Consider the following 16,967-nt stretch of genomic DNA (forward strand, 5'->3'; position numbering starts at 1 on the left):
CTTTTTGTAACCTGGAGACAAATTCATGCCTCCTTTACGGGGCGAAATGCGGTCTCTAAATGAGAGTTATATACGAAATTAAACCACAAGGAAATGCAATGTCGACACTTCTCATTACCGGTGCTTCTGGCCAATTGGGTCAACAAACAATCAGCCACCTTGCGCAAAAGACAGACGCCGCAAACATCGTGGCATTGGTACGCACCGATGCGCAGGCGGCGGATTTTGCCGATCGCGGCATCGCAACCCGCAAGGGCGACTACAACGATCAAGCCGGCCTTGAAGCCGCATTTGAAGGCATTGAACGGATGCTCTTTGTTTCCGGCTCTGACATCGCGAACCGTATGCCCCAACACAAAGCCATCGTTGCGGCGGCCAAGGCGGCTGGTGTCGGTTATATCGCATACACATCTTTGCTTGATGCGGCTGAAAGCCCGCTTGCGCTGGCAGCAGATCACAAAGCAACCGAGGCGCTGATCGCGGATAGCGGCATCGCATACACTTTCTTGCGTAATGCATGGTATAGTGAGAACATGCTCATGAGCCTTGAGCAGGATCTGAGCATGGGCCAGCACTTTGGCGCAGCGGGCGAGGGCAAATTTTCCTTTGCAACGCGGGGTGATCTGGCAGAGGCCGCAGCAATTGCACTCTTGGGCGGATATGATGGTGAAACGCTGGAACTAGGCGGTGACGAAGCGCTGTCGATGTCAGACTACTGCGCGATCCTGTCTGACGTTGCAGGCAAAACAGTCACTTATGTGGATATGCCCGCGCAAGCCTATCAAGAGGCGTTGCAGGGCGCGGGGTTGCCGCCAGAATTTGCAAGCTTCCTTGCGATCACCGATGCGCAGGCTGCGCATGGCGCCCTGCAAGACGACAGCAAGACCTTGTCCAAGATGCTGGGCCGTCCGACCGTGACAATGGCGGAAGTCCTGCGGAAAGCTTTGCAAAAGTAGGCAAATCCTAGGTATTCATATACTGGCCCCCCATGTCGCTGGGGGCCAGTCCCGTGCGCGCGAAATCCGCCCTTAACTGACACGAGGCACTACTCTTCGCGTAGCAACATAACCAAGGCCGCGATCGTCAACGCGACGCCCGCCAGCACCCAGACCGGCGGTGGCGCACCCCCCAAAACCAGCGCCCAGACAATCACCCATGACGGGACAAGATAGGTATAGGCCATGACTTTGGAACTCGGCAGCCGCATTGCTGCGAATTGCAGCAAGACAAAGGTCGAGGCGCTGGCAAAGACCGCCGTATAAAGGATTGTCAGCCAGACAATTACGGGCAGTGAAGCCCAATCAGTAGCCATCAGATCCCCCCAACCCCAAACCGTCAGCAATATTGATCCCGCCAGCATGACCCCAAAGGAAAACACAGCCGCAGTTTCACCGCGGTTCAGTTTGCGCACCAAAGGCGTGTAAAGCGCATGTGCCACGCAACCCACAAAATAGATCGCTTCACCCCGCCCCACTTCAAAGCGCAGCATCGCCGCGACATCAGCGCGAAAAATCACCCAGACGGCCCCAATGGCGCCGATCAACAAGGCCAAAGCGATGCGTGGAGTCAGTCTCTGGCGCAGCAGGAGCCAGCCAAAGCCGGCCGCCATGATGGGTGTTAGTGTAAAAACCGCCGCAGCGCTGACGGGAGGTGCAGTTTTCAACCCCTCGAACATCAGCACGAAATAGGTGCACAGGAAGACGGCGAGAAGAAGATAGCGCCAAGGCGCTTGCGCGGCCGCACGTGGCACACCTGTCGTCAGCAACAGCGCCACCCCAACAACACAGGTCGCAATCCAGAACCGCACTGCGTTCAGCGCAGCGGGCGTGATTTCGTTGGCGGCCAATGCACCCAAGGCAAATGAGCCCGCCACGAGCATCGAAAATGCAAGCATCGCCAGATGCCCCGCACGGGGACCCGACATCAGCACTCGAGCGTCTTGATACGGTCCTTAAGATACCGCAGGAATGACTGCACCTTGGTTGTCCGGTGCAAGTCAACATGCGTCACGATCCAAAGCGGCACAGACCAGATGTCCCGCCGCTCGACGACTTCGACCAATTCGGGATGGGTGCTCAGGGCCTGCGACATGACAAAACCGATGCCGCCACCCGCAATCACAGCATCCTGCAAATTCCGGTCATCTGTTGCCCGAAACGTCAAGCGGTCCTCGGTCACGACCTCACGCAGCCAACGGGTAAACGGGGCGCGGCTTGTGTCATCATCCTGAGTGACAAAAAAGTGGTTCTTCAGATCAGCCTCATCCTTGGGCATCCCGTGCCGCGCGATATATGCCTCGGACGCGACCAGCGCCATTTGCTGATGCATGAATGGCTGTACCACATTGTCCGGCTCATCCGGCATTTTGCCGGCACGGATGGCGACATGCGCCTCACCGTATTCAAGCCGGAACACGCGTTCACCAGTGCGGTAGCGCACGCGGACTTCGGGGTGCTCGGCCTGGAACCCCACCAGAATGGGGGTCAGGATACGCGATGCCAACCCGAGAGACGTCACGACTAGATCACCCGAGACACCTTCACCCTGCCCTTTGATCCGCCCTGCAAGCTGCGTGAACTGATCATCCGTGGCTTGCGCCACCTGCAACAGGTCTTGTCCAGCTTCTGTCGCGGTATAACCGCGTGCATGGCGCTGGAAAAGCTTGACCCCAAGCCGTTGTTCCAGCGCATCAATATGACGGATCACAGTCGCATGGTGAACGCCAAGCTGCTCGGCCGCGCCACTGACGGTGCCTTGGCGCGCAACCTGAAAAGCGGTCCTGATCTCGTCCCAGTTGTCCATTTTCCATCCTGTGCGCTGACAAACATTCACTACGTAAATTTGATCATTTCGTTCGCCAGCGCAAGCCCTCGCTGTGGCGAAGGCACAAAAATCCGCCGACACTGGACATCATGCCCAATGTGCTATGTCCTCCGGTATGAACACTGCAATCCGCCCCATAACACTGCTCCGCGCCGCACTGACGCTGGCATTCCTCTATTTCGGCCTGCGCAAGCTAGGGTCTTTCAGCACCGACGTTGCCATTTATGACGCAATCGGCTTTGGCCAGTTTCCACGTTATGTTACCGGTTCGATCGAAGTGGTCGGCGCAGGGTTGCTCTGGTGGCGTGGACGGGAAGGCATTGCAGGCCTTTTGCTGTTGGGCACCATGATTGTCGGGCTCAGCGCTTTGCTGATCTGGGTCGGCCCTCCCTACTGGCACATGCTGATGCTGATTGTGGGCACCGGCACCGTGGCCTACGCATACCGAGACCAACCGATGCGGCTCATCCGTTAGCATCAAAGCGTGGCGGTTCGAGGTTATTGACTCAGCCCTGTCACAAGCGTAAACGCACGCCAATATCCGGATAGCACCAGCTTTCCGGTCCCCGACAATCAGGGGATCGCCCTCCGTCAGCGCGTCGCGCCCACGGGGGCGCGCTGCTTTGGGGAACGCCCACGGGGGCGCTACTGCTTTATGCTTTGCGTTCTTATATACGTGGGGCAATGACAACGAAACGAGGGCCTTGGCCGATGTTTGAGAACCTATCCGAACGCCTCTCCGGCGTCTTTGACAAGCTCACCAAACAGGGTGCGCTAAGCGATGATGACGTCAAAACAGCGCTGCGCGAAGTGCGTGTGGCCTTGCTTGAGGCCGACGTATCGCTGCCCGTCGCACGTGATTTCATCAAAGCGGTGCAGGAAAAGGCCACCGGCCAGGCGGTGACGAAATCCATCACGCCGGGCCAGCAAGTTGTCAAAATTGTCCACGACGAACTCAAGCATGTTCTGACCGGCGACGCAGACCCCGGCGCACTGAAAATCGATAACCCGCCCGCACCCATCCTGATGGTCGGCCTGCAAGGTTCGGGTAAGACAACCACAACCGCGAAACTGGCCAAACGTCTCAAGGAAAAAGAAGGCAAGCGCGTGCTCATGGCCTCGCTTGATACCAACCGCCCTGCGGCGATGGAACAACTGGCAATCTTGGGCATGCAGATCGGTGTCGACACGCTGCCGATCGTCAAAGGCGAAGACCCCGTTCAAATCGCCAAACGTGCGAAGGTGCAAGCCAGCCTGGGCGGGTATGACGTTTACATGCTCGACACCGCAGGCCGTCTGCACATTGATCAGGAACTGATCGCGCAGGCCGCCGCTGTGCGCGATGTGGCGAACCCGCGCGAAACGCTGCTGGTGGTTGATGGCCTGACCGGTCAGGACGCGGTCAACGTGGCGCAGGAATTCGACGACAAAATCGGCGTCACCGGCGTGGTTCTGACCCGTATGGACGGTGACGGGCGCGGCGGTGCGGCGCTTTCGATGCGCGCAATCACCGGCAAGCCGATCCGTTTTGTCGGCCTTGGCGAAAAGATGGATGCGATCGAAACCTTCGAGCCCGACCGCATCGCAGGCCGCATCCTTGGCATGGGCGATATCGTTGCGCTGGTCGAAAAGGCGCAGGAAACGATTGAGGCCGAACAGGCCGAGCGCATGATGAAACGGTTCCAGAAGGGCCGCTTCAACATGAACGATCTCAAGATGCAGCTTGAGCAGATGATGAAAATGGGCGGCATGGAAGGCATGATGGGCATGATGCCCGGTGCCGCGAAGATGGGAAAACAGATGGCCGCCGCTGGCATGGATGACAGTATCCTCAAACGCCAGATCGCGTTGATCAATTCGATGACCAAGAAAGAGCGCGCCAACCCTGATCTGCTGGCCGCATCGCGCAAAAAGCGGATCGCTAAAGGTGCCGGACTTGAAGTGTCCGAGTTGAACAAGCTGGTCAAACAGCATCGCCAGATGGCCGATATGATGAAGAAGATGGGCAAGGGCGGGATGCTGAAACAGGCCATGAAAGGCATGTTCGGCAAAGGCGGCATGCCCGAGGGCGGAATGCCCGACATGAACGACCCCAAGGCCATGGCCGAAGCCGCCAAAGCGTTGCAGGGCAAAATGCCCCCCGGCGGTCTGCCTGGTCTAGGTGGTGGCGGCATGCAACTGCCCCCCGGTCTCTCTGGTTTCGGGAAAAAGAAGTAACCCATGACCCCCGCCCCCACACTCACCACAGCGCGGCTGACGCTGCGCGGCCCACAGAAACGGGACCTTGCGGCCTTTTCCGCAATGGTCACGAAATCTGTGCGGATGGATGCTGTGGGCGGTCGCGGAACAGCCGATGACGCGTGGCGCGCGTTTATCTCGGGGATCGGCCATTGGCATTGGCACGGCTATGGGTTCTTCATGGTGATCGAACGCGCGACAGGGATTGCCGCAGGGCGCGTTGGCGTCATCAACCATATTGATTGGCCACAGCCCGAATTGGCATGGCATATGTTCGACGGTTTCGAAGGCCGTTCATATGCATTCGAGGCGGCATGTGCCGTGCGCGAATGGGCGGGCAGCACCTTGGGGCTCGAACCGTTGATTTCGATGATCGCGCCCGCGAACACACGCTCCATCGCTCTGGCGACACGGCTAGGCGCGGTCGAGGAACGCCGCGACACAATCGACGGCGAAAACGTGATTGTTTTCCGCCATCTCTCGCATAACGACCCGCGCGTTGTCGCCCAGGCAGCGGGGGCTATTGCATGATCCCGACGTTGCACACAGAGCGGCTGACACTGCGCCCTTACCGGCGCGACGATTTTGAGACCTACGCGGCCTTTATGGGTAGCGAACGGGCGGTTCATATGGACGGCCCTCTGGACCGTGCGACATCTTGGGCATGGTTCACCAACGATGTGGCCACTTGGGCGCTGTACGGCTTTGGAACGCTGGCAATCGAGAAGGATGGCGCACTGGCCGGTGGCGTCGGCCTCGTGCATCCGCCACATTTTCCCGAACCTGAATGTGGCTGGTTCGTGTTTGACGGATTTACAGGACAAGGGTTAGCCGAAGAGGCTGGCCGTGCCATGCTCGATCACACGTTTGCCACCACCGATCTAGAAACGATTGTCAGCTATATCGGTGAATGCAATGCCGCCTCGATCCGCGTGGCCGAGAAACTGGGGGCCAAGCTGGACCCAGATGCCGCAGCCCCCGAGGACGAAGGCACCCTCGTCTATCGCCACTTTCCGCAGTCCCCCCCAAGGAGGCTTCAATGACCGACACCGCAACCCGTGCCGCCGAGATCCTCAAGGGACATCGCGAGAGCATCGATCGGCTTGATGCCATCCTTGTCTATACTTTGGGCGAGCGGTTCAAGCATACGCAGGCTGTTGGACGGCTGAAAGCCGAACACGACCTGCCCCCATCCGACCCCGCACGTGAAGAGCAACAGATCGCGCGGCTTACCGAGCTTGCAAACCAGGCTGATCTTGATCCTGAGTTTGCCAAGAAATTCCTGAATTTCATTATTCAGGAAGTCATCCAACACCACAAACAACACCAATCGTAGGGTGGATCCTGATCCACCTTACACGCATCATCTTTAAGGAGACTATCTGATGGCTATGAAAATCCGTTTGGCCCGTGGCGGCTCAAAGAAACGTCCATTCTACGCAATTGTTGCTGCTGACAGCCGCATGCCGCGCGATGGCCGTTTCATCGAAAAGCTGGGCACATATAACCCGATGCTGCCAAAAGACAGCGAAGAGCGCGTGAAAATGAACGTCGAGCGCATCAAGTACTGGTTGGGCGAAGGCGCACAGCCGACTGACCGTGTATCACGCATGCTGGAAGCCGCAGGCGAGCTGCCAAAGAAAGACCGCAGCAACCCCAAGAAGGGCACACCGGGCAAAGCCGCTCAGGCGCGCGCCGAAGAGAAAGCCGCCAAGGCAGCCGCTGCTGAAGAAGCAGCGAACGCACCTGCGGAAGAAGCACCTGCAGAAGTGGCAGAAGAAGCCGCAACAGAAGAGTAAACCTCTCATCGTTGCCCCGGTTCAAACCGGGGCAACACACCCTCCCCTTTGGGACGACATTCATGTTCCGCTTGTTGCGCACGATCATTCTTGTGATGTTTGCCTTTGTGGCTGGCATGCTGTTTGAACGTGAAGGACGCCAGAAAACCTGCGAAGGTGGCGGCGGGCTATGGATCGAAAATATCTGCGTTGGACCGGAGTTTGACTGATGAGCGATCGCGTAATTGTAGGTGCTATTGGCGGCGCATTTGGCGTTCAGGGCGAAGTGCGCCTGAAGTCCTATTGCGCCGATCCCCAAGCGATCGCCGACTATACCCCGCTTTACACCGAAGACGGCCGCAGTTTTGCGCAGGTTGTCCTGACGGGGCAGCTCAAAAACGGGTTCACGGCCCGCATTGATGGCGTTGTCACAAAAGAAGACGCCGATGCCCTGCGCAATGTGAACCTTTACGCGCCGCGCGATGTGATGCCTTCATTGCCTGACGACGAATACTACTACGCCGACCTGATTGGCCTGACCGTTGTTGATACCGGCGGCGCGACCTTGGGCACCGTCAAGAACGTGATGGACCACGGGGCGGGAGATCTGCTTGAGATCATCGTACCCGGCCAGTCAGAAACCGTACTTCTGCCCTTCACACAAGCCGCCGTGCCAACCGTAGACCTGCACGCGGGGCGGATCGTGGCAGACCCTCCGGACGGGCTGTTTCCCGATGCAGCTGCATAGCCCGCGCCGCAATGCGGCCCAAAAGCAAATCATCGCTGATCGTGACAGGGGGTGGCAATGACCAAGGCCCCCCGCGCTGCCGGACGTATCGCTGTGCGGCCGACATTACAGCCCCGTGAATTGATGACGGATACGCCTGATATTGCGGGGTCATGGACTGCGCAGATTATCACATTGTTTCCACAAGCCTTCCCCGGCGTCTTGGGCGAAAGCCTGACCGGCAAGGCCTTGCAGGAAGGGCTGTGGCAATTGCAGACCTTTGACCTGCGCACCTATGGCATCGGCAAACATCGCAACGTCGATGACACGCCCGCAGGGGGCGGTGCCGGTATGGTGCTGCGCCCCGATGTGCTGGGAAAGGCAATCAAGGATGCGCGCGCTGGTACCAAAGGTGTCGCGCCTTTGATCTATCTGTCCCCCCGCGGTCGGCGGTTTGATCAGGCCATGGCGCGCGAATGGGCGCGGATGGACGGGGTCACGATGCTCTGCGGGCGCTTTGAAGGCGTGGACGAGCGTGTGTTGCAGCATTTCGGCATTCAGGAAGTCAGCCTGGGTGATTTCGTCATGACCGGTGGCGAAATTGCAGCACAGGCGATGATCGATGCGACGGTGCGGCTCTTGCCGGGTGTGCTCGGCAATGCGGACAGTGCTTTGGAGGAAAGCTTTTCCTCGGGATTGTTGGAACATCCGCAGTTCACCAAACCTGCCGAGTGGCAGGGCCATGCGATCCCTGATGTGCTGATGTCCGGCAACCACGCCAAAATCGCGGCATGGCGGCGCGAGATGTCCGAGAGAATTACCCGCGAACGGCGGCCTGATTTGTGGGCGGCCTACCAGAAGAAATAGGGGCGCTGCCCCTCGGCTACGCCTCACCCCGAAGTTTGAGGGGACATGGAAAATCAAAGCGGAGTTTGCGTTCTGTGAGGCGCGGAAACCGCTTGATCCATAAGGCCGGCCCGCTTATACGGCAGCATTCCCGGTCAGCGCGCTGATTCCGGGCGTTGGTTTATGGAACCATCTGGAGCATGAGAGCATCTTCGTTGGTGCAGCCCTCACCAGACAGGCCGGACAGCCACAACAAAAGAAACGATGACGTATCTCTGGCGGGCAGGCGACTGAACCCGATAACGACACAGAGCTCTGGGCCACGAAAGAAACATTGCGGAGTACCGCAAGCATTTTAAAGGAGCGTTTCAGATGGACCTGATCGCACAACTCGAAGCGGAACAAGTTGCCGCACTTGGGAAAGACATCCCGGACTTCAAAGCGGGTGACACCATCCGTGTTGGTTACAAAGTGACCGAAGGCACACGTAGCCGTGTGCAGAACTACGAAGGCGTGTGCATCGCCCGCAAGAACGGCAAAGGCATTGCCGGGTCTTTCACAGTGCGCAAGATTTCCTTTGGCGAAGGTGTGGAGCGTGTTTTCCCGCTGCACTCGACCAACATCGACAGCATCACCGTGGTTCGCCGTGGTCGCGTGCGTCGCGCCAAGCTGTACTATCTGCGTTCGCGTCGCGGTAAATCCGCACGTATCGCAGAAGTCACAAACTACAAGGCGCCCAAGGGCGCTGAAGCGTAAGGATCACGACCATGAAAAAAGATACGCATCCCGACTACCACATCATCGACGTCAAAATGACCGATGGCACAGTGGTGCAGATGAAGTCCACATGGGGCAAGGAAGGCGATACAATGTCGCTGGATATCGACCCATCCGTGCACCCTGCATGGAACGGTGGTTCCACACGTCTGATGGACGCCGGTGGCCGTGTGTCCAAGTTCAAGAACAAATACGCCGGTCTGGGTTTCTAAGACAGGCGCGGGTCTGACCCATCCAGATAATCTCAAATGCCGCCCCTTGATGGGGGCGGCGTTTTTAGTTTCCGGCGTCAAGAAAGTGATGTGGTTGGCAGGGCCGCAGGGACCCCTTGCTGCGTCTCGTTGCGCTGACTACCCAGACAAATGCGGTAGCAGGCCCTGCCCGCAGATTTTGCCTGATAGACCGCTTTGTCGGCCAGACGCAGGGCATCGTGGCGGACCATCGTTCTATCGGATCGTGCAATCCCTACTGACGCAGTGACACGCTGGATTGAACCCTGACCTGTATCAAAGGTTATCCCTGCACTCATCCGCGTGGCGATCCTCTGCAACTTTGCATCATCCGCCAGTTCGAGGAGCGCTGCAAATTCCTCGCCCCCGATACGTGCGAGCATGTCACCCTGTTCAACGCTGCTATAGAGATGCAGCGCCATCTGTCGCAGGCAACGATCACCGATGTCATGTCCGAAAGTGTCGTTGATGTCTTTGAAGCGATCAACGTCGATGATCATGATCGCCTGCGTCGGTGAAATCCGTTCGGGTGTCTTGTCCATAAAGCATCGGCGATTGGGCAGGTCCGTCAGGGCGTCGCGCGTGGCCTGCAGGTAAAGGCGTTTTTGGAGCGCATTCAAATGCCCGATCAGTAACAGTGCAAAGGTACACATTGGCAGCGCCGTAAAAGTCGCATCGCCCAGATTTTCCCAATAGGTTTTCTGCCCGGGTAATCCGTAGACGAAGATGTGGCGAATATGGTTCATCAGACCGGAAATCAGGACAAAAACCAAAAGCTTGACAAGAAAGTCAAACTTGCCAGTTGGCGCTGTCAGTCTGACAAATCGTTCCACCAAGTACCCCGCCAACAACCAATGACGGATGAATATGCACCGTCACAGTATCTGAATATATGGTCGAAGTGTTAATTTACTCTTGATGTGTGTTGCGTCGAAAGTCGCCAAATGGCGGAAGACAACGCGCGTTTGGCGCACAGCTGAGCGGTTTGATTGGCCAGATCGTCACGCATGCAGAAAGGCGCGGCGTTCTTGAGAGCATGATGCAACGGCGGCCGCGAAATCACTTGTTGTCGTTCCGCGCCGCCAGACACTGAAGGCGCAGGAAAGCCAGAATGCCCTTGGCAAGTGTATTGACCGCGAGGCCGCAACGGCGGCCCCGCAAGCTTTACATAAAACTTGCCATCAAAATGGAAGCTTTACACAAGAACGGCTAGGCCGCTGACTGGCTGCGCGCCCGTCCGCCGCCGCCGCCATTACGACGCCGACCGGCAGGTTTGCCTTGCCCACCTGCAGGCTTGCCTGCACCACGTGGTGCGCCTGATCGCTGCCCACCACCGGCACCACGACGGCCACCGCCCCCGCCACCGTTCGGTCGCTTTTTCTGGCCGGGCTGGATTTCCCAAGGACGCCCGGAAGCGACAGGGATCGTGTCCTTCATCGCTTTTTCGATGTCCTGCAATTCGATCATCTCGTCCGGTGCGACCAGTGCAACCGCGCTACCGTCTGCACCGGCGCGCGCTGTCCGGCCGATCCGGTGAACATAGTTTTCGGCCACGTTCGGCAGGTCGTAGTTATAGACAAACCGCACGTCTGGAATATCCAGACCGCGCGCTGCGACATCCGTTGCAACCAGAACACGGGTCTTGCCTGCCTTGAAGGCATCAAGCGCGCGTTGGCGTTGGCCTTGGGATTTGTTGCCGTGGATAGATGCCGCGGCAAAGCCCTTATTCTCAAGCACTTTGTAGAGCTTTTCACAGCCATGTTTGGTCCGCCCGAAGACGATCGCCAGCTCATCGCGGTGCTTGTCCAGTAGCTCGATCAGCAGATCGGTCTTTGCGGCTTGTGCTACAAAGTGCACAGACTGGTTGATCTTTTTCACAGCCTGCCCCGGAGGGTTCACCTGCACGCGTACAGCGTCGGTCAGGTAGGTGCCTGCAAGTTCGCTCATCAGTTTCGGCATCGTGGCCGAGAACATCATGGTCTGACGGTCCTTGGCCAGCAATGGTGCAATCCGGCGCAGCGCATGAATAAAGCCCATGTCGAGCATCTGGTCGGCCTCATCCAGCACCAGATAGATGGTTTCATCCAGACGCACGGCGCGGCGGTCCAGCAGGTCGATCAAACGACCAGGGGTCGCGACCAGCAGGTCAACACCGCCAGCCAGACGCTTGGTCTGGGCCACGATACCCGCACCACCGACCACAAGCGCCACTTTCAGGTGGCTGCCTTTGGTATAGGCGGTCAGGTTATCGGAAATCTGTTTGGCCAGCTCGCGTGTCGGCGCAAGAATCAAACCACGGGTTGTTTTTGGGTTCGGCTTGACGCCTGCCTTGAGCAGGGCATGGATCATCGGCAGACCGAAGGCTGCGGTTTTGCCACTGCCGGTCTGGGCAAGGCCCATGACATCGCGGCCGTTCATGGCGTGCGGGATGGCTTGGGTTTGAATGGGGGTGGGATCGGTGATCCCTTGTTCTTTGAGAACGTTTACGAGACGGGGCGCAAGGCCCAGCATATCAAAATCCATAAAAGGATATCCTAATTTCTAGCGAACCTGTGGTCCGCGCATATCATTTGGCCCACAGCAAAATGCCATGAACCCGTGCAAGGTTGCGCCAATATGCTGACAGCCAAGACCGCATTGTCCGGGCGCCGATGTGGCGCGGGACCCCTGCGTGATGTGGGAACCTGAGGTTAACCTGCGCCTTGCGAAATGACTTACAGTCTCGCTCTGCTCACGCGGCAGCTTGCGTCGGTTGAATGTCACATGAGGCTTTGCGGGTCTTGTGTCAAGGGGATGGGAAAATATCGGCACAGGTGTTGCATGTGCTTTCCCTTGCACCACCCACATCATATAGTGGTCCGAGGCAAGGAACGACGGGGAATCTTTCAGTGGCGCATATTATCGTGGTCGGCAACGAAAAGGGCGGCGCGGGCAAATCGACTGTCTCGATGCATGTGGCGACGGCCCTTGCACGCATGGGGCATCGCGTTGGCACCCTTGATCTTGACCTGCGCCAGAAAACACTCGGGCGCTATGTCCTGAACCGCCAGACCTATATGGAGCAGCAGGGATTGAACCTGCCCTCGCCCACGTACCATGAACTGCCGGACATTGATCAAAATATTCTGGAACCCGGTGAAAACGCCTTCGATCACAGGCTTTCGATGGCTGTGGCCAAGATGGAAGCGAACGCCGAATTCATCCTGATTGATTGCCCGGGTTCACACACCCGACTGAGCCAAGTGGCCCACTCTTTGGCCGATACGCTGATCACGCCCCTCAATGACAGTTTTGTGGACTTCGATCTTCTGGCGCACGTCGACAGTGACGGCGAGGAAATCACCTCGCCCTCAGTCTATTCTGAAATGGTCTGGAACGCGCGCCAGTTGCGCAGTCAGGCCGGGTTGAAGCCGATCGACTGGGTTGTCGTGCGCAACAGGATGGGTGCGCAGGCCATGGTGAACAAACAAAAGATGGAGCGAGTGATCGAGAAGCTGGCCAAGCGGATCGGTTTCCGCACAGCGCCCGGGTTCAATGAGCGTGTCATCTTCCGCGAGCTCTTTCCGCGCGGCATGACACTGCTTGACCTGCGTGATCTTGGTGTGAAGGGAATGAATATCTCCAATGTTGCCGCCCGACAGGAACTGCGCGATCTGATCAAAGCGCTTGATCTGCCCGGCGTGACCCCGAAATTCTAGTCAAGGAACGGGAAAGTGAGCGCTCATAGCTGAAAACTGCCCTTTTATTAAGCAAATCAGCCGCATAGTGTATCGTTCATATATGGAGGGTTTGCTTTGCAAAAACTGATTTCGCTACAGCGCTATAGCACATTTGTCGTTGCCGCCGTTCTGACGCTGATCTGTTTTATCATCGGATTTTGGGCAACGTGGGTTTTCGTTCTGGCCGCTGTCTTTGGTGCCTTCACGCTTCTGGGCGTGCATGACGTCCGCCAAGACCGTCACGCCATTTTGCGTAATTATCCAATCCTTGGTCATCTTCGCTTTGTCTTTGAGAAAATTCGCCCCGAAATTCGCCAATACCTGATTGAAAGCGATCAGGACGAGCAGCCCTTCAGCCGCGAACAACGCTCGCTGGTCTATCAGCGATCAAAGGGGGCCGAGGACAAACGCCCGTTCGGGACGCAGGAAAAGGTCTATGAGGCGGGGTATTCATGGCTCACCCACTCGGTCGAGCCCACCCACTTCGAGACCACCGATTTCCGCGTCAAGATCGGCGGCCCGGACTGCAAACAGCCCTATAATGCCTCGCTCTACAACATCTCCGCTATGAGCTTTGGGTCCCTCTCTGCCAATGCGATTTCAGCCCTGAACAAAGGGGCCAAGATGGGCGGTTTCGCTCATGATACTGGCGAAGGTGGCATCAGCCGCTATCACCGCGAAGGTGGCGATCTGATTTTTGAGGTCGGCTCGGGTTATTTCGGGTGCCGCAATCATGACGGCACATTCAACCCCGAGAAGTTCGCCCAAATTGCCGCTGACGAACAGGTCAAGATGATCGAGATCAAACTCAGCCAAGGTGCGAAACCGGGCCACGGCGGCATGTTGCCGGCGGCCAAGATCACCCCCGAGATTGCCGAGGCCCGCGATATCCCCATGGGTGTCGACTGCGTTTCACCGGCAAGTCACAGCGCCTTTAAAGGACCGATGGGGCTGGTCAAATTTGTGGGGCAGTTGCGTGAACTGTCGAATGGCAAACCTATCGGCTTCAAGCTCTGTATCGGGCACCGGCGCGAATTCATGTGCATCGTCAAAGCCATGCTGGAAACAGGCATTACCCCTGATTTTATTGTGGTTGATGGCACCGAAGGCGGCACGGGTGCCGCACCTCTGGAATTTGCCAACCATGTCGGGATGCCCATGGTTGAGGGGCTCACTTTTGTCCATAATACGCTGCGCGGTGCGGGGATCCGTGACCGCGTCAAGATTGGCGCGGCGGGCAAGGTTGTCAGTGCTTTTGACATTGCGCGGGCGCTGTCATTGGGTGCCGATTGGTGCAACTCGGCCCGCGGCTACATGTTTGCGATTGGCTGCATTCAGGCGCAGGCCTGCCATACCAATCACTGCCCCGTGGGTGTGACCACACAGGATCCGATCCGCCAAAAAGCACTGAACGTGAACGACAAGAGCAAGCGCGTGGCGCGGTTCCATGCAAATACACTGAAAGCACTGGGTGAAATGGCAGCGGCGGCGGGCCTTGACGATCCTTGCGGCTTCTTGCCTTACCATTTCATGACGCGCAAAGGCGACGGACAGATGACCGAAGCTGCGGATGTCTACACCTATCTGCGCGAAGGCTTCCTGCTTGATGATGGCACCGATAACCCGATCTACCGCGAACGCTGGGCGCGCGCCAATGCCAACAGCTTTGCCCCGCCAGAGGCGGCTAGGTAGCGCTGTCGTCTTTGTGGTCGTCGGGGCGTGGCGGCGTTTTGCCCGCAGCGCGCATGAAGAGCGACACGCGCGGCGTCGTGCCTGTCTCTGAGCGCGACCGCGTGCGCAACACCGGCGTGTTTTCGGAGTTTCCGCTCCTGCTCTCGCGCAGGACAATATAGAGACCGCTGGCGATGATGATGCCCGCACCGATAGCGGTGGCCCGATCAATGCTTTCGTCAAAGAAAAGATAGCCGAAAATAGTGGCCCAGATGATCTGGCTGTATTGCATCGGCGCGATGATCGCGGCCTCACCCTCCTGATAGGCGGAAATGACAAGACGGCTTGCCACCCATGCAAAGGCCGCGATGATCCCCAAGAGACCGAGGTGCTCAATCGGCATAGGCTCGTAAACAAAAGGCAACGCGCAGGCCATGACGATGAATGTTACCATCATCGGGTAAAGCAGCATCACAACCGGCCGCTCATCCGCGCCGATTTTGCGCACGACAATAGACGCCAAAGACCCGCCTACCGCAGCCGCCAGCGCCGCCAGATGCCCCAAGGACAAATCTGTGTCGCCGGGCCGCAGCACAACCAGAACCCCCGCAAGGCCCACCAGAACAGCCAGCCAGCGGCGCAACCTGACGGTTTCACCAAGAACAGGGATCGCAAGCACGGTGATCAATAAAGGGGACGCAAAGAGAATGGCATAGGTTTGTGCCAGCGGCAGAACCGAAAAGGCATAAAAGGCAGATACACCCGTCACCACCGTCGCCACCGTCCGCAGCGCCAGCCACCATGGATGCACAGGCACCAGCGTTCCGGGTGACGCATCCCGCATCAGCATCACCATCGCGAGCGGGAAGCTCAGCAGAACACTGAAAAAGACGATCTGGATGGGCGAATAAATCCCACCCAGAACCTTTACCACCACGTCGTGCGTGGAGAATATGCCAAAGGCAAGCAAAGCAAATAATGCGCCTTTGACATTCGGTGACATCAGAGGCTCGCGTCCAGTGCCGCAAGGATCACATCACCCATCTGCGTGGTGCTGAGCGGGGTGCCGCCTTCGGGGCCCATCAGGTCCGCTGTGCGTGCGCCATCGGCCAGCACTTTCTCGATCGCGGCCTCCAGACGATCAGCTTCGGCGCCTTCGTCGAAAGAATAGCGCAACGCCATCGCAAAGCTGAGAATACAGGCAATCGGGTTCGCCTTGCCTTGGCCGGTGATATCGGGGGCCGAACCATGCACCGGTTCATACATTGCTTTCGGGCGTCCATTGGCCATCGGCAGCCCCAGCGACGCAGACGGTAACATGCCCAGCGAGCCCGTCAGCATCGCAGCACAATCAGAGAGGATATCGCCGAACAGGTTATCGGTCAGGATCACGTCAAACTGCTTGGGCGCGCGCACCAGCTGCATGGCGCCGTTGTCCGCGTACATGTGGCTCAGTTCAACTTCTGGATAGTCGGCGTGGACCTCGGTGACGACATCCCGCCACAGAATACCGCTTTCCATCACATTGGCCTTCTCCATCGAGCAGACCTTTTTGTTACGCTTCATAGCAAGATCAAATGCCGCACGCGCGGCGCGTTCAATCTCTGCCTCGGTATAGCGCTGGGTGTTGATGCCCACGCGCATGTTGTCTTCGATATGGATGCCGCGCGGTTCACCGAAATAAACGCCCGAGGTCAGCTCGCGCACGATCATGATATCCAGACCGGAAACGATATCTTTCTTGAGCGACGAGAAATCAGCTAGCGCGTCAAAACACTGGGCAGGGCGCAGGTTCGCGAACAGATCCATTTCTTTCCGCAGGCGTAGCAACCCGCGCTCGGGCTTTACGCTGAAATCGAGGTTGTCGTATTTTGGCCCGCCTACGGCGCCCAGCAGAACCGCGTCGACTTCCTGCGCCTTGGCCATGGTGTCGTCGTGCAGCGGCACGCCATGCGCGTCATAGGCAGCGCCACCGACAAGATCTTCAGAGACATCAAACGTCAGGTCGCGCTTGTCACCGAACCAACCGATGATCCGCTTCACTTCGTCCATAACTTCGGGGCCAATGCCGTCACCGGCGAGGATCAAAAGAGAAGGGTTTGCCATTGTGTTGGTCCTTGCTTGAATTTGTTGCAAACGCCCTAACGCGATGAGGCGT

Annotated in this window: 20 protein-coding genes; 14 read left to right on the forward strand and 6 right to left on the reverse strand. The window is 57.9% G+C overall.

All coding sequences use genetic code 11. The annotated features are described in order from the left end of the window. Positions 1 to 98: 98 nt before the first annotated feature. Positions 99 to 956 carry an NmrA family NAD(P)-binding protein gene (locus VGP75_RS12755; RefSeq protein ID WP_327544032.1) on the forward strand — a complete coding sequence of 286 codons (858 nt, stop codon included), beginning with the start codon at positions 99 to 101 and terminating at the stop codon, positions 954 to 956. 89 nt (positions 957 to 1,045) lie between these two features. On the opposite strand, the gene VGP75_RS12760 is transcribed toward VGP75_RS12755, so the two are convergent. After that, positions 1,046 to 1,924, reverse strand: coding sequence for a DMT family transporter (locus VGP75_RS12760; RefSeq protein WP_327544033.1), 879 nt, complete (start codon positions 1,922 to 1,924; stop codon positions 1,046 to 1,048). Next, the gene (locus VGP75_RS12765) at positions 1,924 to 2,802 is read right to left on the reverse strand and encodes a LysR family transcriptional regulator (protein ID WP_327544034.1); all 879 of its coding nucleotides are present in this window, start codon (positions 2,800 to 2,802) and stop codon (positions 1,924 to 1,926) included. The genes VGP75_RS12760 and VGP75_RS12765 overlap by 1 nt, the downstream gene beginning before the upstream one ends. A 136-nt stretch (positions 2,803 to 2,938) precedes the next feature. On the opposite strand from VGP75_RS12765, the gene VGP75_RS12770 reads away from it, so the two are divergent. The 11 genes from VGP75_RS12770 (at position 2,939) to rpmE (ending at position 9,401) form a co-directional block, all read left to right on the forward strand. Continuing rightward, positions 2,939 to 3,298, forward strand: a complete 360-nt coding sequence (locus VGP75_RS12770) for a hypothetical protein (RefSeq protein WP_327544035.1) — start codon at positions 2,939 to 2,941, stop codon at positions 3,296 to 3,298. A gap of 236 nt (positions 3,299 to 3,534) precedes the next feature. Continuing rightward, on the forward strand, positions 3,535 to 5,040 hold the full coding sequence (ffh, locus tag VGP75_RS12775; protein WP_327544036.1) for a signal recognition particle protein: 1,506 nt from the start codon (positions 3,535 to 3,537) through the stop codon (positions 5,038 to 5,040). Positions 5,041 to 5,043: 3 nt separating this feature from the next. After that, positions 5,044 to 5,592 (forward strand): GNAT family N-acetyltransferase, encoded by a 549-nt coding sequence (locus VGP75_RS12780; RefSeq protein ID WP_327544037.1) that lies wholly within the window; start codon positions 5,044 to 5,046, stop codon positions 5,590 to 5,592. Beyond that, complete coding sequence (locus VGP75_RS12785) at positions 5,589 to 6,104, forward strand: GNAT family N-acetyltransferase (RefSeq protein ID WP_327544038.1); 516 nt, start codon at positions 5,589 to 5,591, stop codon at positions 6,102 to 6,104. Before VGP75_RS12780 ends, VGP75_RS12785 begins: the two co-directional genes overlap by 4 nt. Continuing rightward, complete coding sequence (locus VGP75_RS12790; protein ID WP_055686444.1) at positions 6,101 to 6,397, forward strand: chorismate mutase; 297 nt, start codon at positions 6,101 to 6,103, stop codon at positions 6,395 to 6,397. The genes VGP75_RS12785 and VGP75_RS12790 overlap by 4 nt, the downstream gene beginning before the upstream one ends. Positions 6,398 to 6,446: 49 nt before the next feature. Beyond that, positions 6,447 to 6,860, forward strand: coding sequence for a 30S ribosomal protein S16 (rpsP, locus tag VGP75_RS12795; RefSeq protein WP_327544039.1), 414 nt, complete (start codon positions 6,447 to 6,449; stop codon positions 6,858 to 6,860). A 62-nt stretch (positions 6,861 to 6,922) separates the two neighbouring features. Beyond that, on the forward strand, positions 6,923 to 7,069 hold the full coding sequence (locus VGP75_RS12800) for a hypothetical protein (protein ID WP_327544040.1): 147 nt from the start codon (positions 6,923 to 6,925) through the stop codon (positions 7,067 to 7,069). After that, on the forward strand, positions 7,069 to 7,587 hold the full coding sequence (rimM, locus tag VGP75_RS12805) for a ribosome maturation factor RimM (protein WP_327544041.1): 519 nt from the start codon (positions 7,069 to 7,071) through the stop codon (positions 7,585 to 7,587). Before VGP75_RS12800 ends, rimM begins: the two co-directional genes overlap by 1 nt. Positions 7,588 to 7,644: 57 nt before the next feature. Further along, positions 7,645 to 8,433 carry a tRNA (guanosine(37)-N1)-methyltransferase TrmD gene (gene trmD / locus VGP75_RS12810; RefSeq protein ID WP_327544042.1) on the forward strand — a complete coding sequence of 263 codons (789 nt, stop codon included), beginning with the start codon at positions 7,645 to 7,647 and terminating at the stop codon, positions 8,431 to 8,433. 351 nt (positions 8,434 to 8,784) lie between these two features. Continuing rightward, on the forward strand, positions 8,785 to 9,168 hold the full coding sequence (gene rplS / locus VGP75_RS12815; protein ID WP_055293929.1) for a 50S ribosomal protein L19: 384 nt from the start codon (positions 8,785 to 8,787) through the stop codon (positions 9,166 to 9,168). Positions 9,169 to 9,179: 11 nt separating this feature from the next. After that, positions 9,180 to 9,401: a 50S ribosomal protein L31 gene (rpmE, locus tag VGP75_RS12820; protein WP_055293927.1), complete on the forward strand. Its 222-nt coding sequence runs from the start codon at positions 9,180 to 9,182 to the stop codon at positions 9,399 to 9,401. A 77-nt stretch (positions 9,402 to 9,478) separates the two neighbouring features. Here rpmE and VGP75_RS12825 read toward each other — a convergent pair whose 3' ends face one another. After that, positions 9,479 to 10,252, reverse strand: a complete 774-nt coding sequence (locus tag VGP75_RS12825; protein WP_327544043.1) for a GGDEF domain-containing protein — start codon at positions 10,250 to 10,252, stop codon at positions 9,479 to 9,481. Positions 10,253 to 10,628: 376 nt separating this feature from the next. After that, on the reverse strand, positions 10,629 to 11,942 hold the full coding sequence (locus VGP75_RS12830; protein ID WP_327544044.1) for a DEAD/DEAH box helicase: 1,314 nt from the start codon (positions 11,940 to 11,942) through the stop codon (positions 10,629 to 10,631). A 365-nt stretch (positions 11,943 to 12,307) separates the two neighbouring features. On the opposite strand from VGP75_RS12830, the gene VGP75_RS12835 reads away from it, so the two are divergent. Next, a complete protein-coding gene (locus tag VGP75_RS12835; protein WP_327544045.1) occupies positions 12,308 to 13,117 on the forward strand; it encodes a division plane positioning ATPase MipZ in 810 nt (269 codons plus the stop codon). A gap of 96 nt (positions 13,118 to 13,213) precedes the next feature. Further along, a complete protein-coding gene (locus VGP75_RS12840; protein ID WP_327544046.1) occupies positions 13,214 to 14,830 on the forward strand; it encodes an FMN-binding glutamate synthase family protein in 1,617 nt (538 codons plus the stop codon). Here the strand turns inward: VGP75_RS12840 and VGP75_RS12845 are convergent. Both VGP75_RS12845 and leuB read right to left on the reverse strand, forming a co-directional pair. Continuing rightward, positions 14,823 to 15,812: a DMT family transporter gene (locus VGP75_RS12845; protein WP_327544047.1), complete on the reverse strand. Its 990-nt coding sequence runs from the start codon at positions 15,810 to 15,812 to the stop codon at positions 14,823 to 14,825. The two genes, VGP75_RS12840 and VGP75_RS12845, sit on opposite strands and share 8 nt — an antisense overlap. Further along, the gene (leuB, locus tag VGP75_RS12850; protein WP_327544048.1) at positions 15,812 to 16,915 is read right to left on the reverse strand and encodes a 3-isopropylmalate dehydrogenase; all 1,104 of its coding nucleotides are present in this window, start codon (positions 16,913 to 16,915) and stop codon (positions 15,812 to 15,814) included. The genes VGP75_RS12845 and leuB overlap by 1 nt, the downstream gene beginning before the upstream one ends. Positions 16,916 to 16,967: the final 52 nt, after the last annotated feature.

This window comes from Yoonia sp. (assembly GCF_036007805.1).
Taxonomy (GTDB): Bacteria; Pseudomonadota; Alphaproteobacteria; order Rhodobacterales; family Rhodobacteraceae; genus Yoonia.

Excerpts from the sequence above, each read along its gene's own strand:
- VGP75_RS12755 (WP_327544032.1), top strand. The coding sequence starts at position 99 with ATGTCGACACTTCTCATTACCGGTGCTTCTGGCCAATTGGGTCAACAA.
- VGP75_RS12760 (WP_327544033.1), bottom strand. The coding sequence starts at position 1,924 with ATGTCGGGTCCCCGTGCGGGGCATCTGGCGATGCTTGCATTTTCGATG.
- VGP75_RS12765 (WP_327544034.1), bottom strand. The coding sequence starts at position 2,802 with ATGGACAACTGGGACGAGATCAGGACCGCTTTTCAGGTTGCGCGCCAA.
- VGP75_RS12770 (WP_327544035.1), top strand. The coding sequence starts at position 2,939 with ATGAACACTGCAATCCGCCCCATAACACTGCTCCGCGCCGCACTGACG.
- ffh (WP_327544036.1), top strand. The coding sequence starts at position 3,535 with ATGTTTGAGAACCTATCCGAACGCCTCTCCGGCGTCTTTGACAAGCTC.
- VGP75_RS12780 (WP_327544037.1), top strand. The coding sequence starts at position 5,044 with ATGACCCCCGCCCCCACACTCACCACAGCGCGGCTGACGCTGCGCGGC.
- VGP75_RS12785 (WP_327544038.1), top strand. The coding sequence starts at position 5,589 with ATGATCCCGACGTTGCACACAGAGCGGCTGACACTGCGCCCTTACCGG.
- VGP75_RS12790 (WP_055686444.1), top strand. The coding sequence starts at position 6,101 with ATGACCGACACCGCAACCCGTGCCGCCGAGATCCTCAAGGGACATCGC.
- rpsP (WP_327544039.1), top strand. The coding sequence starts at position 6,447 with ATGGCTATGAAAATCCGTTTGGCCCGTGGCGGCTCAAAGAAACGTCCA.
- VGP75_RS12800 (WP_327544040.1), top strand. The coding sequence starts at position 6,923 with ATGTTCCGCTTGTTGCGCACGATCATTCTTGTGATGTTTGCCTTTGTG.
- rimM (WP_327544041.1), top strand. The coding sequence starts at position 7,069 with ATGAGCGATCGCGTAATTGTAGGTGCTATTGGCGGCGCATTTGGCGTT.
- trmD (WP_327544042.1), top strand. The coding sequence starts at position 7,645 with ATGACCAAGGCCCCCCGCGCTGCCGGACGTATCGCTGTGCGGCCGACA.
- rplS (WP_055293929.1), top strand. The coding sequence starts at position 8,785 with ATGGACCTGATCGCACAACTCGAAGCGGAACAAGTTGCCGCACTTGGG.
- rpmE (WP_055293927.1), top strand. The coding sequence starts at position 9,180 with ATGAAAAAAGATACGCATCCCGACTACCACATCATCGACGTCAAAATG.
- VGP75_RS12830 (WP_327544044.1), bottom strand. The coding sequence starts at position 11,942 with ATGGATTTTGATATGCTGGGCCTTGCGCCCCGTCTCGTAAACGTTCTC.
- VGP75_RS12845 (WP_327544047.1), bottom strand. The coding sequence starts at position 15,812 with ATGTCACCGAATGTCAAAGGCGCATTATTTGCTTTGCTTGCCTTTGGC.
- leuB (WP_327544048.1), bottom strand. The coding sequence starts at position 16,915 with ATGGCAAACCCTTCTCTTTTGATCCTCGCCGGTGACGGCATTGGCCCC.